This is a genomic window from Clostridium sp. CTA-6 (assembly GCF_054768115.1).
The window spans coordinates 31,361-45,179 of the sequence record NZ_BAAAAU010000009.1; the positions used below are offsets into that span (position 1 = coordinate 31,361).

Consider the following 13,819-nt stretch of genomic DNA (forward strand, 5'->3'; position numbering starts at 1 on the left):
TCGTGTATTTTATATTTTCTAAATTATATGTTATTATTATTTTGGAAAGTTTTTGAATTAAGAATGTACTTAAAAATATTAATGTCGTGTTAGACATAACCAATAAGGGGGATTAATAAATGAAGTTTTGGAGAAAATATACTCAACAAGAAATGGATGAAAAAATAACTGAATCTTTAGAGAAAACTTTAAACTATGACAACACTAAAACTATAGGAATACCAGGAACTAAATTGGATGATACTGTTTTTTATGACGATCATAGCTTTGTAAAGCACTCACCATATCTAAGAACATTTATACAAAATCCAAATCATATAGGGTGCCACACATATGATAAAGCAGATATATTATTCGGAGGAACCTTTGATATAGAAAGAGAGCTCATTCAATTATTAGCAATTGATGTTCTTAATGGAAATGATGAAGAATTTGATGGATATGTAACTCAGGGAGGAACCGAAGCTAATATACAAGCTATGTGGGTTTATAGAAATTATTTTAAAAAAGAAAGAAAAGCAAAACATGAGGAAATAGCTATAATCACATCTGCTGATACTCATTATTCAGCATATAAAGGATCTGATTTATTAAATATAGATATAATAAAAGTTCCAGTAGATTTTTACAGTCGTAAAATTCAAGAGAACACTTTAGATAGCATTGTCAAAGAAGCTAAAGAAATTGGGAAAAAATATTTTATAGTAATATCTAATATGGGAACTACAATGTTTGGTTCCGTAGATGATCCAGATTTATATGCTAATATTTTTGATAAATATAATTTAGAATATAAAATTCATGTTGACGGAGCTTTCGGTGGATTCATATATCCTATAGATAATAAAGAGTGTAAAACGGATTTTTCTAATAAAAATGTAAGTTCTATAACATTAGATGGTCATAAAATGTTGCAAGCACCCTATGGTACAGGAATTTTCGTTTCCAGAAAAAATTTAATACACAATACTCTTACAAAGGAAGCAACTTATATAGAGAATTTAGATGTTACGCTAAGTGGTAGCCGCTCAGGTTCTAATGCTGTAGCTATATGGATGGTACTTGCTAGCTACGGACCATATGGATGGATGGAAAAGATAAATAAATTAAGAAATAGAACTAAATGGTTATGTAAGCAATTGAATGATATGAGAATTAAATATTACAAAGAGGACAGTATGAACATAGTAACTATAGAAGAACAATATGTTAATAAAGAAATAGCAGAAAAATACTTCCTGGTACCAGAAGTTCATAACCCTACAAATAACTGGTATAAGATAGTCGTTATGGAACATGTTGAATTAGATATATTAAATTCCTTAGTATACGATTTAAGAAAATTCAATAAAGAACACTTAAAAGCAATGTAAATACTAAATAAGTTGGTTGCATCTTATAGAATAATAAAAGGGTACATAGGTAGATTTGTTTTTATGCATATCCACCTACACACCCTAAAATTAAACTTCTTTTTGATCATAAAACTTTATTTTCTCAATTCTTTTTTCTTTTATTTCTTCTATCTTAAATGTAAAATTTTTATATCCTATATTTTTTTCTTCAGCACTCATCGAAATACGTCCAAGAAGGTCAATTAGAAATCCATTTATTGTATCACAATCTTGGTTTTCAATATTTATATTAAAATAATCATTAAGGTCATCAAGGGAGACCATACTACCTATTATAAAAGTATGATTATTAATTCATATACAATATTATTATAAATAATCTCTGTTCAATATAGTTATACTTAGTTAATAATAAAAAGTGCTGGAAGTTTACTGTAAATAAAAAAACACTAGGTATAAAACCTAATGTTTTCAATGGCACGACCAAGCCTATAAGCCGAGTTCTGTGTTAGACAATCATCTATCTAGGCCTATTGTTACCAATAGGCTCCAGCGATACTACCCGAGAGCGGGACGGGCCACCCCTGGAAACCTAAGTTTCCTGCTCTCCTATTCGATCTTGCTCCAGATGGGGTTTACATAGCCGTATAGTCACCTATACGCTGGTGAGCTCTTACCTCGCCTTTCCACCCTTACCAGATAAATCTGGCGGTATATCTCTGTTGCACTTTCCTTAGAGTCGCCTCCACTGGGTATTACCCAGCACCCTGCCCTATGGAGCTCGGACTTTCCTCTCCCGTACAATGTACGGCAGCGATTGTCTGGCTTACTCGCAAGTATTATGATATCATAGCTATAAATAAAAATCAAATTTATTTTTTAGAAAATATGGTTTCATTTTATCTATTTAACTTTTTTTAACTTTTTTTCTTGTACTTTATAAAGTATTCTCCCACAATTATCACAGTAAACTATCTTTTCTTCTTTTCTTATTTTATCTAAAATCATACTTGAAACCCTAACCCTACACCCCGTACATACTCCTTTTTCTAAAGGAACTAATGCTATTTTTTTAGATTCTTTTATTTTGTCGAATTTTTCTACAAAATCTTTTTCAATAATAGTTCTTATATTTTTTATAGATTTTTCACACAAATCTATTTCTATTTTGGCTTCATTTATTTTTTTACTACTAGTTTTTTTATAGTCATCAAAATTTACTTTTATTATTTTTAGTTCCTCTCTTAAATTTTCTTTTTCTGTACTTATTTTTTCATCCTTTTCTATTAATTCTATAGCTAAATTTTCTAGGTCTTTTATTGTATTCTTACTTTTTTCTATATCATTTTCAAGTCTTTCTATTAGCTTTATATCACTTTTTGCCTCATTATAAAGAGAGTATTCATTTTCTTCTATATTTTTATTTTCTCTTTTTATTTTTAAGCTTATTTCTTTATATTCTTTTTTTATATTCTCTAATTGTTCTTCCTTAGATTTATACTTTATTTTATTTTCTTCAAATTTATCTTTTAATTTTTTTAAAAAATATATATCGGAACCATCTTTTAGCACCTTATTACTATTTTCTAATGCAATATAACAATTTTGAAGTTTAATTAATAAATCTAAATTTTTCATAATCTCATTCTCCTTTAAAATATGATTTTTAATTTTAAAGAGATACCTCCTTACATTATACCTAATAATTTTTAAATGTATGTTATAGATGTGTTATGAATATATAAAAAAATAGAAACGAGTACACTAAACTCATTTCTATTTATACTTGTAGGGTGAAAAATTATTCTCAGCTAAAAGAACATCATTTTTAAAACCCATTTTTTCTATTCTATTTCTTAACCATTTATAAAAGCATTGTAAAGCTGGCCATTCTGTATGAAAGTGCCCTGCATCAATAACTGCTATTTTTTCTTCCATTAAGTCACTTACATAATGATATGTGGTATCTCCTGTTATTACACAGTCTGCTCCTAAAGCTTTTGCTTTATTAAAATAATCTTGACCACTACCGTTTATTATAGCTACTTTTTTTATTTTTAAAGAGTCTTCTCCTGAATATCTTAACACAGAAATATTAAAAACTTCTTTTACAATTTCACATAATTTATCTAAAGTAACTTCTTCTTTTAAATATCCTATTCTTCCTATACCTGCCTTATCATTATAAGTGCTAGGATCCAATATTTTTAAATCTTGTAACTTTAAAAACTCTGCTACTATTTGATTAAACCCATTTTCTGTAGAGTCCAAATTTGTATGACTAGAATATAAATTCATATCATTTTTTATTAATTCTATTATTTTTTTACCTAATAAAGTATCTGTAGTTATAGACGAAGGTTTTTTAAATAATAAAGGATGATGAGTAACTATCAAGTTACACTCCTTTTCCTTTGCCTCTTCTATTACATCTAAGGTACAATCTAAAGCAACTAATATTTTATTTACAGTAGCTTTTGAATCTCCTATCATAAGCCCTACATTATCATAACTTTCCTTTAAATATAAAGGAGCATATTCTTCTATTATATTTTCTATGTTTTTAACATTTAAATACATTGTACCAGCTCCTCCAATTTAATTATTTTTTCTTTTATTTCTACTTTTCTTAATGCGGCACTTTCTGTGTCTTCTCTTATATATTGTAGTATTTTTTTATATTTGTCAATATTGTTATATAAAAATTTCTTTATTAATGGGTGTTTAGTATTTATAAGATATTCTCCTATTTCATAATATATATGATCTACAGATTTAGGATTTTCATCATATTTTATTTTTATAATTTCATAGAATCTATTGTCTTCAAATACTAAAGATTCTTTTAATATTTTATATCCCATACTATATATATATTCTCTTAAAGCCTCTGGATTTTGCACCGGTTGTAATACTAAAAAATCTAAATCTTTAAAAACTTCCTTTGATTCTTTCAATATATCCTTTATAAGATGTCCACCCATACCTGCAATTATAGCACCATTAACCTCTTTAGGATGTATTTTAGTAAGTCCTGGCCCTAGTCTACATTGAATTTTACTTTGTAATCTATGAGAATTAATATTATTTTTTGCTCTATCTAAAGGGCCTTTATTTATATCTCCCGCTATAGCACTTTTGCATATATTATTTTTAATTAAATATATGGGGATGTATGCATGGTCTGTACCTACATCCACTACAGACTCACATTTGTCTACCATATTAGCTATTTCTTTTAGTCTTAAACTTATTTCCATATCTAACTCCTGCATATATGTTATATTTATCTTTTAAAATAATAAAAATTTTATATATTTTATAACATTATAATATTATAAAAAAACATGTAATATCCTTATTTGAAATATTAAAAATACTGTTGAAAAAAACAATGATATATATAAAAATTTGTAAGCATAGTTTTTATCATATTTTGAATAGAAATATGATACATAATACATACAAAATAATATAACCATATTTAGAGCTCCATACATCATTTGTTTAAAAGCAAATTGTTTCCCTTCTCCAAAACCTACTGGAGTAAATTTTGCATCAAACACAAGGGGCATCTTATCTGGTAAAAGATTATATAAATAAAATATCATAGGTGTTAAAGTTATTATTAATATCATAATAGTTACAATTATAAAAGGAGTGAAATACCTTTTATCTTTAAATATATTTGTGTTTTTATTTAATTTAAATTGCCAATCTTCCTCTTTCACATCCGCTTGTTTTAATATTAGTTCAAACTCTTCTAAATTTTCAGGAGATATACCATAATTTATTTTATCTGTTTTTAAATATAATATAGTTTTATTTGAGGTCACATACATATAGGTATTACCTAACTTATCTATTATATTTCTTCCTATAGCATAATAATATTTACTAAATCCAGATATTCTCATATTCTTTATATATCCAGATTGTTTTTTGTAACATTGTATTTCTTTAATAGGAATTACAACCTGTTTCAATCCAAATATACTATTTATATAAATATTTTCTTCGTCTAGACAATAATAAACTGTAGAATACATCAATATATAGTAAATAAAATATATATCCAATCCTATTAAACAAATTTTTAATAATTCCATTATTTCATAAGAATCAACTAAAAGCATTATTAAAATTACTGCTGCATTATAAATTATAGTATTAGTTACTATAGAAATTAGTCCTGATCCACTTATAGGCTTAAATTTCTTCATGTTTATCACCTACCTTATTACATGAACATTATATCATTATAAGTAAAAAAAAAAAAGCACCTTATATTGGTGCATTAATCTAAATAATCTTTTAATTTTTTACTTCTACTTGGATGTCTTAGTTTTCTTAGAGCTTTTGCTTCTATTTGTCTTATTCTTTCTCTTGTTACATTAAATTCTTTTCCAACTTCCTCTAAGGTTCTAGCTCTTCCATCATCTAAACCAAATCTTAATCTCAATACCTTTTCTTCTCTTGGTGTTAATGTATCTAAAACATTAATAAGTTGTTCTTTTAACATTGTAAAAGCTGCTGCTTCTGCCGGTGCTGGTGCTTCATCATCTGGAATAAAATCTCCTAAATGACTATCTTCTTCTTCTCCAATTGGAGTTTCTAGAGAAACCGGCTCCTGAGCTATTTTCATTATTTCTCTTACTTTATCTACAGGCATTTCCATAATCTTAGCCACTTCTTCTGGCTGTGGCTCCCTACCTAGCTCTTGTAATAGTTGTCTTGATACTCTTATAAGCTTATTTATAGTTTCTACCATGTGAACTGGTATTCTTATAGTTCTTGCTTGATCTGCTATAGCTCTTGTAATGGCCTGCCTTATCCACCAAGTAGCATAAGTACTAAATTTATAACCTTTTCTATAGTCAAATTTTTCTACAGCTTTTATTAATCCTAGGTTACCTTCTTGTATAAGATCTAAAAATAGCATTCCTCTTCCTACATATCTCTTTGCAATACTTACAACAAGTCTTAGATTAGCTTCTGCTAATTTTTTCTTAGCAACCATATCTCCTGCTTCTATTCTTTGTGCTAATTCTATTTCTTCTTCTGAAGTTAATAATGCTACTTTACCTATCTCTTTTAAGTACATTCTAACAGGATCATCTATAGCAATACCTTCTGGAACTGATAAATCAATATCCTCTTCCTTTACGTCTATATCGTTCATATCACCTGTAACTTCCACACCCATAGATTCTAATACATCATATATCTTTTCGATTTGTTCTGGACTCAAATCTATTTCTTCTAATTCATCCATAATTTCTTTATAACTTAATGATCCACTTTTTTTACCTTTATCTATTAAGCGTCTAACTAACTTCATTTTTTCATTTTTGTCTTTAGCATTATTCTTCTTTTCTTTCATTATAAGTGTAGCCTCCTTTCGCCATTATTTCATGGCCCCTAAGGTTTTCTTTACTTTTATGAGTTCTTGGCTCATTTTTATAGTTTCATCTAAATTTCCTTTTGCTTCATACTCTTTAATCTTTTTAAGTAAATCTTCCTTATATTTTTCCAATTTATATTTTTTAATATTTAAAATAGCATCATCTATAAATTTTTTACTTTCATCTTCTTTGTAAATAAAATTGGTATTTAATATATTTACCCATTCTTTAGATGTTTCTACATTTTTATTGCATAGGGTTTCTATGTGCAATTTTTTATTTTGTATATTTGAGTCTTCTAAAGTATCTTTTATATATTTATATATCGTCTTATGAGTTTCCTCTATTATATCCTGCTCATTTATATTATTTTTTATATATTCGTAAATATTATTATAATTAAACATTAATTGGAGGATAAATCTTTCAGCTCTTATATAAGCTGGTTCTAGATACAATTTTTGTCCAAAAGCTTCCAACATATTCACTTCTTTTTCATTTTTCCTAGAATTTTGGTTTTTTTTGTTTAATTGGTCATATAAAGTCTGAATTTCTATATTAGTTTCCTCTGACAATCTTCTTATGTACATGTCTTTTTCTACAGGATCTAAACCTTCTATAATTTTTATATATCTATCTATATATTGTATAGCTTGCCTTTTATCCCTAATATTTAAATCCTGCCTACTAATTTTTATTTTATACTCTATAAGAGGTAAAGCTTCTTTTACTAATTTTAAGTAAGATTCTTTTCCATGGGCTTTTACAAATTGATCTGGATCTTTCCCATCTGGTACAGTTAATATTTCTACACCTAATCCTACATCCTTTAATATTTCTAAGCCCCTCTGAGTCGCTAATTGTCCTGCTGTATCTGCGTCATAAGATATTATGACTTTATCTGCATATCGTTTTAAAAGTCTAGCTTGATTTGTAGTTAGAGCTGTTCCTAGAGATGCTACAGAATTTTTTATGCCATATTGATGTAATGTGATACAATCCATATATCCTTCTACTATTATTAATACTCTATCTTTATTTTCTTTTACTGCATAATTTAATCCATATAAATTTATACCTTTTTTAAATACCATAGTTTCTGGTGAATTTAAGTATTTAGGTTTAGCATTATTTAGTACTCTTCCTCCAAAGCCTATTACCTTTCCTCTATAATCAAAGACTGGAAACATGACTCTGTTTCTAAATCTATCATAATAAGATCCATTTTTACCTTTTATAATAAGACCAGCAGATAGCATATCTAGTTCTGTATAGCCTTTTGTTTTTAAATGTCTTAAAAGCCCATCCCAACTATCCTTTGAGTACCCTAATCCAAACCTTTTAATTATTACTTTTGTAACACCCCTATTTAAAAAGTAATTTATAGCATTTTTATTTATTATAAGATTATTAAAAAAATATCTAGCTGCGTCTACATTTATTCTATAAATTTTATCTTTAGGATTATTTCTATTTTCTTTTTTATCTTCCTCTATATCTATATTTACTCTTTCTGCTAAAATTTTTATGGCCTCTGGGAAAGCAACGTTTTTAGTCTTCATTACATAAGTTACAACATTTCCTGCTTCTCCACATCCAAAACATTTATATATCTGCTTATCTTGTGACACACTAAAGGAAGGTGTTTTTTCATGATGAAAAGGACATAACCCAAAATAGTTCCTTCCACTGTTTTTAAGCTTTATGTCCCCTGATATAACATCTACAATATCATTTAGCTCTATTACCTTTTGGACGACATCTTCCGATATCAATGATTACTACCACCTTACTCTTTAATATTTTATGAATATATTATTTTAAAAATGCACAGGCAAAAATAATATATTCGACAAAAACTTTATATTTCCTTCTAGGTTTTCGAATATTTTTAAACTTTCGTTATAAACTCACTATAATATATTCTTTATAAATGCTAAATTTCCTTCAATTTTCAATAATTTTTATTTTTTACTTATATATCATCATTTTTTATTACATCAATTTATATATTTTACTTTTTTTCCTATTAAATATTATGCCCAATTCATAATTTTTTAATATATTACTACCTTGGGTACGTATATATTATTGAAAAGATATAAACAGTAGTCATCACTCATTCCAGCTATATAGTCTGCCACTCCTATATATATGCCTTCTTCTTCTGCTATATTTTTATAAAGCTTTGGCATTTTTTTAGGATTTTTAACAAAATAATCAAAAACTTGTTTTAATACAAATTTAGCCTTTTCTCTCTCTACCTTTAATATTTTTCCATTATATATTTTTTCAAATAAATATTTTCTAAGCTCATGTAAAGCACTTTCTTTTTCATCACTTAAGGATACCTCTATTAATCCCTCTTCTATATTATTTAATGTATTTTTTATACAATCTATAACTAAAGTATCTATTCTTTTCCCATGAGTATTTCCAAGACAGTATAATAAATCCTTTGGTATATCCTTCTGAAGTAAAAGTCCTGCTCTTATAGAATCATCTATATCATGGTTTACATATGCAATCTTATCACTATACTTAACTACCTGACCTTCTAATGTGTAAGCCTTAGGAGCGTTTTTAGAAAATCCACTATGATATAGTATGCCATCTAATACTTCCTTAGTTAAATTTAATCCACTACCTTCCTTTTCAATTTTTTTAAGAACTCTTATGCTATTTTCATTATGTTTAAAGCCATCAGATAGTAATTCATTTAATACTTCTTCTCCATTATGAGCAAAAGCTACATGCCCTATATCGTGTCCTAGGGCTATTGCTTCTATTAAGTCTTCATTAAGGCCTATACCTTTCCCTATTGTTTTTGCAATCTGTGCAACCTCTAAAGTATGAGTAAGCCTAGTTCTATAATGATCTCCAGAAGTTCTTATATATACTTGAGTTTTATGCTTTAATCTTCTAAAGGATTTGCTATGAATAATTCTATCTCTATCTATCATAAAAACTGTCCTTATATCATCCTCAGGTTCCGCTCTTTCCCTTCCTTTAGAATTTATAGAAAGACATGCCTTTGCATTTAATATTAATTGTTCTTTTTTTTCAATACCTTGTCTTATATTCATAATATATCATCCTAACAATAAAATGTTTTTGTGTTATTAATTCTATATTAAGTTAAGAACTCCTTTTTTTTATTAAACCGTTATAATAAATGATTTAGATTAATATCATTATAGAAGAAAATATTTTTTAAGGAGTGTTTCTATGGCTTATGTGGCTAAGTCATTTGATATAAACTTATTATCTGAAGAAAACGTAAAAAAATACGTTCTGCCTAAATATAATTTACAAACCGCTGATATTTGTCAAATTAAATTTAAAAATACAGAAAAACAAAGAGCTGTTTACAAAGTTACTTATGGGAACAGCTGCTATTGCTTAAAAAAAGTATATTACGATGAAGCTGATCTATTGTTTGTCTATTCTGCTGTAGAATGGTTTTATCGAAATGGAATCAAGGTTCCTAGAATTCTCCCTGCTTGTGATGGCAATAGATTTGTAAATTATAATAATATGTTTTTTATACTTACCCCTTGGATTGAAGGACAAAAATGTGATTATGATAGAAAGGAACATATTATATATTCTATAGAAAATTTAGGCAAAATGCATGTTAGTGTAGAAAATTTTGTTCCTATAAAAGGTAGTAAAGTTAAAGAAAAAAATGATAGTATCTATAGATCCCATGAAAAACATTTTTTTCACCTTTTAAATTCTTCTAATTACGCCTTTAAAGAAAAAGATAAATTCTCTGATTTTTTTCTGAAAAATTTTGAAAAAAATATTTTGTTAGCCAAAACCTCTGTAGATATAGCCCACAGTATAAATAATAAAAATTTGCATAGATGTTTATGTCATTTAGATTACGTTAATAAAAATATTATACTATCCCCTAATAATGATATATGGGTCATAGATTTTGATAAATGTGCTATAGACTACAGAGTACATGATATAGGTTATTTTTTGAGAAGACTTTTAAGAAGAAAAAATACAAACTGGGATGCAAAATTAGCAACTGAAATCTTAGAATACTACGATAAATTTATTCCTTTAAATCTAGATGAATATAAATATATATTAAGTTATCTATCATTTCCTCAAAAATTTTGGAAAATATCTAGAGACTATTATAAAAATATAAATAAATGCAATAAAAAGTCTTTCCAAAAAATCTTAAAAAGTTCTGTGGAAGATATAGACAATCAGAGCAAATTTGTATATTTATTTGGGAAACATATAGAATATAAATTTGGTGAAAATTTAATATGTTAAAAAAGATGTAAGCCAATTTTACATTAGGCTTACATCCCTTATAGCTTTACTTTCTTGGGTTTTTTATTTGAGCTTGTGCTGCAGCTAATCTTGCTACAGGTACTCTAAATGGTGAACAAGACACATAGTTTAATCCTACATTGTGACAGAACTCTATAGATGATGGATCTCCGCCATGTTCTCCACATATTCCTAATTTTATATTTGGTCTTGTTTGTTTACCTAATTTTACCGCCATTTCTACAAGTTTTCCAACACCAGTTTGATCTATTCTTTGGAATGGATCAAATTCATATATTTTTTTATCATAATAAGAATTTAAGAATTTACCTGCATCATCTCTTGAAAATCCAAAAGTCATTTGTGTTAAATCATTTGTTCCAAAAGAGAAAAATTCTGCTTCTTTAGCTATTTCATCAGCTGTAAGTGCAGCTCTTGGAATTTCTATCATTGTTCCAACTTGATATTCCATTTCTACATTTTCTCTCTCTAATACCTTATTCGCTGTTTCTACAACTATAGATTTTACATAAGCCATTTCTTTTATTTCTCCTATTAATGGTATCATTATTTCTGGCTTAATTTTTATTCCTTTATTTCTTGTAACTTCTATAGCAGCTTCTATTATAGCTGTAGTTTGCATTTCTGCTATTTCTGGATAAGATACAGCTAAACGACAACCCCTATGTCCCATCATTGGGTTAAATTCATGTAATGATAGTACAGTATTCTTTAATTCTTCAAAACTTACTTCCATTTCTTTTGATAATTCTTTTATATCCTCATCATCTTTTGGTAAGAACTCATGTAAAGGTGGATCTAGTAATCTTACAGTCACTGGTCTTTCTGCCATTGCTTCATATATTCCTACAAAATCTTCTCTTTGCATTGGTAATAGTTTACCTAAAGCTTTTCTTCTTTGAGATTCTGTTTTAGCAAGTATCATTTCTCTAACAGCGGGTATTCTCTCCTCTTGGAAGAACATATGCTCTGTTCTACAAAGGCCTATTCCTTCTGCTCCAAATGTAACTGCTTGAGCTGCATCTCTTGGAGCGTCTGCATTAGTTCTAACTTTCAATACTCTTACTTTATCTGCCCATTCCATGAAAGTTCCAAAGTATCCACTTATTTCTGGTGCTACAGTCTTTATGCACTGACCATAAACTTTTCCTGTACTTCCATCTAGAGATATATACTCTCCTTCTGTATAAGTTTTTCCTGCTGCATGAAAATATTTTTCTTTTTCATTTATAGTTATTTCGGAACATCCTGCTACACAACATGTTCCCATACCTCTAGCAACAACTGCTGCATGAGATGTCATTCCACCTCTTGCTGTTAATATACCTTCTGCTGCTACCATTCCTTCTATATCTTCTGGGGATGTTTCAAGTCTTACTAATATTACCTTTTCTCCTTTTTCATGATGAATTTTAGCCTCTTCAGCTGTAAAATAAACTCTTCCACAAGCTGCTCCTGGAGATGCTGGAAGACCAGTAGCTATAACTTCTGCAGCTTTTAATTCCTTTTCATCAAAATTAGGATGTAATAATGTATCTAATTGCTTTGGATCTACTTTTAATAAGGCTTCTTCTTTTTGTAATGTTCCTTCTTCTACTAAATCTACAGCTATTTTTAATGCAGATTGAGCAGTTCTTTTACCATTTCTAGTTTGAAGAAAGTATAATTTGCCTTGTTCTATGGTGAATTCCATATCTTGCATATCCTTGTAATGCTTTTCAAGTTTTCTAGCAATACCCATGAATTCTTCGTAACATTCTGATAAATCTTCTTTTAATTTTGCTATAGGTTGAGGTGTTCTAATTCCTGCAACAACGTCTTCACCTTGGGCATTTATTAAATATTCTCCAAATATTTCATTTTCTCCAGTGGCAGGATTTCTTGTAAAGGCAACTCCTGTTCCTGAAGTTTCTCCCATATTTCCAAATACCATTGATTGTACATTTACAGCTGTACCCCAATCTCCTGGGATATCATTTAGTCTTCTGTACACTATAGCTCTTGGGTTATCCCATGAACCAAATACTGCCGTAATAGCTGCCAATAGCTGTTCTTTAGGTTCTTGTGGAAAATCTTCTCTCATTTCTTTTTTATATATTTCTTTAAATTTAACTACAATTTTTTTCAAATCTTCTGATGTTAAATCTGTATCGTACTCAACACCTTTTTCTTCTTTCACTTGGTCTAATACATCTTCAAAATCTCTTTTATCTATGCCCATAACTACATCTGAAAACATTTGAATAAATCTTCTATAGGAGTCATAAGCAAATCTCTCATTATTTGTAAGTCTGCTTAATGATTCTACTGTTTTATCATTTAACCCTAAATTTAATATAGTATCCATCATTCCTGGCATAGAAACTCTAGCTCCTGATCTTACTGAAACTAATAAAGGATTTTCTTCACTTCCAAATTTTTTATTAGTTTTCTTTTCCACTTCCTCCATGGCATTTGTTATTTGCTGTACTACTTCATCTGTTAATTTTTTGCCATCCTTATAATATTTTATACAAGCCTCTGTAGTTACTGTAAATCCTGTTGGAACAGGGATTCCTAAATTAGTCATCTCTGCTAGATTAGCACCCTTTCCCCCTAACAATTCTCTCATTGATGCATTTCCTTCACTAAAAAGATATACATGCTTCTTATTTTCCATAATAAACATCCCCTCTGTAAAATTTCTTTGTGATTTAATTTATATATTCAGATAATTAATTATCTGTTTAAAACTTTTAC

11 protein-coding genes and 1 other RNA gene are annotated in these 13,819 nt (G+C 28.2%); 2 read left to right on the top strand and 10 right to left on the bottom strand.

What is annotated here, in order from left to right:
* Window positions 1-119: 119 nt before the first annotated feature.
* On the top strand, window positions 120-1,373 hold the full coding sequence (locus tag ACYUDJ_RS14445; protein WP_003484002.1) for a pyridoxal phosphate-dependent decarboxylase family protein: 1,254 nt from the start codon (window positions 120-122) through the stop codon (window positions 1,371-1,373).
* A gap of 90 nt (window positions 1,374-1,463) precedes the next feature.
* On the opposite strand, the gene ACYUDJ_RS14450 is transcribed toward ACYUDJ_RS14445, so the two are convergent.
* The 9 genes from ACYUDJ_RS14450 to ACYUDJ_RS14490 form a co-directional block, all read right to left on the bottom strand.
* Window positions 1,464-1,709 carry a transporter associated domain-containing protein gene (locus ACYUDJ_RS14450; protein WP_321161464.1) on the bottom strand — a complete coding sequence of 82 codons (246 nt, stop codon included), beginning with the start codon at window positions 1,707-1,709 and terminating at the stop codon, window positions 1,464-1,466.
* Window positions 1,710-1,831: 122 nt separating this feature from the next.
* An RNA gene (gene rnpB, locus ACYUDJ_RS14455) (RNase P RNA component class A) lies at window positions 1,832-2,188 on the bottom strand.
* Between the two features lie 70 nt (window positions 2,189-2,258).
* The gene (locus ACYUDJ_RS14460) at window positions 2,259-2,993 is read right to left on the bottom strand and encodes a zinc ribbon domain-containing protein (RefSeq protein WP_003483998.1); all 735 of its coding nucleotides are present in this window, start codon (window positions 2,991-2,993) and stop codon (window positions 2,259-2,261) included.
* Between the two features lie 138 nt (window positions 2,994-3,131).
* Window positions 3,132-3,935, bottom strand: coding sequence for a Nif3-like dinuclear metal center hexameric protein (locus ACYUDJ_RS14465; RefSeq protein ID WP_003483997.1), 804 nt, complete (start codon window positions 3,933-3,935; stop codon window positions 3,132-3,134).
* Window positions 3,926-4,615: a tRNA (adenine(22)-N(1))-methyltransferase gene (locus ACYUDJ_RS14470; RefSeq protein WP_042384413.1), complete on the bottom strand. Its 690-nt coding sequence runs from the start codon at window positions 4,613-4,615 to the stop codon at window positions 3,926-3,928. The genes ACYUDJ_RS14465 and ACYUDJ_RS14470 overlap by 10 nt, the downstream gene beginning before the upstream one ends.
* A gap of 75 nt (window positions 4,616-4,690) precedes the next feature.
* Window positions 4,691-5,578 carry a PH domain-containing protein gene (locus ACYUDJ_RS14475; RefSeq protein ID WP_003483995.1) on the bottom strand — a complete coding sequence of 296 codons (888 nt, stop codon included), beginning with the start codon at window positions 5,576-5,578 and terminating at the stop codon, window positions 4,691-4,693.
* A gap of 74 nt (window positions 5,579-5,652) precedes the next feature.
* Window positions 5,653-6,738 carry an RNA polymerase sigma factor RpoD gene (gene rpoD, locus ACYUDJ_RS14480; RefSeq protein ID WP_003358052.1) on the bottom strand — a complete coding sequence of 362 codons (1,086 nt, stop codon included), beginning with the start codon at window positions 6,736-6,738 and terminating at the stop codon, window positions 5,653-5,655.
* Between the two features lie 24 nt (window positions 6,739-6,762).
* Window positions 6,763-8,535: a DNA primase gene (gene dnaG, locus ACYUDJ_RS14485; RefSeq protein WP_003483994.1), complete on the bottom strand. Its 1,773-nt coding sequence runs from the start codon at window positions 8,533-8,535 to the stop codon at window positions 6,763-6,765.
* A gap of 282 nt (window positions 8,536-8,817) precedes the next feature.
* Window positions 8,818-9,846 carry a deoxyguanosinetriphosphate triphosphohydrolase gene (locus tag ACYUDJ_RS14490; RefSeq protein WP_003483993.1) on the bottom strand — a complete coding sequence of 343 codons (1,029 nt, stop codon included), beginning with the start codon at window positions 9,844-9,846 and terminating at the stop codon, window positions 8,818-8,820.
* Window positions 9,847-9,988: 142 nt separating this feature from the next.
* Between ACYUDJ_RS14490 and ACYUDJ_RS14495 the strand changes: the two genes are divergently transcribed.
* A complete protein-coding gene (locus ACYUDJ_RS14495) occupies window positions 9,989-11,059 on the top strand; it encodes a CotS family spore coat protein (protein ID WP_003483992.1) in 1,071 nt (356 codons plus the stop codon).
* Window positions 11,060-11,105: 46 nt separating this feature from the next.
* On the opposite strand, the gene ppdK is transcribed toward ACYUDJ_RS14495, so the two are convergent.
* Entirely contained in the window at window positions 11,106-13,739 is a 2,634-nt protein-coding gene (gene ppdK, locus ACYUDJ_RS14500) for a pyruvate, phosphate dikinase (protein ID WP_003483991.1), read from the bottom strand.
* Window positions 13,740-13,819 lie beyond the last annotated feature (80 nt).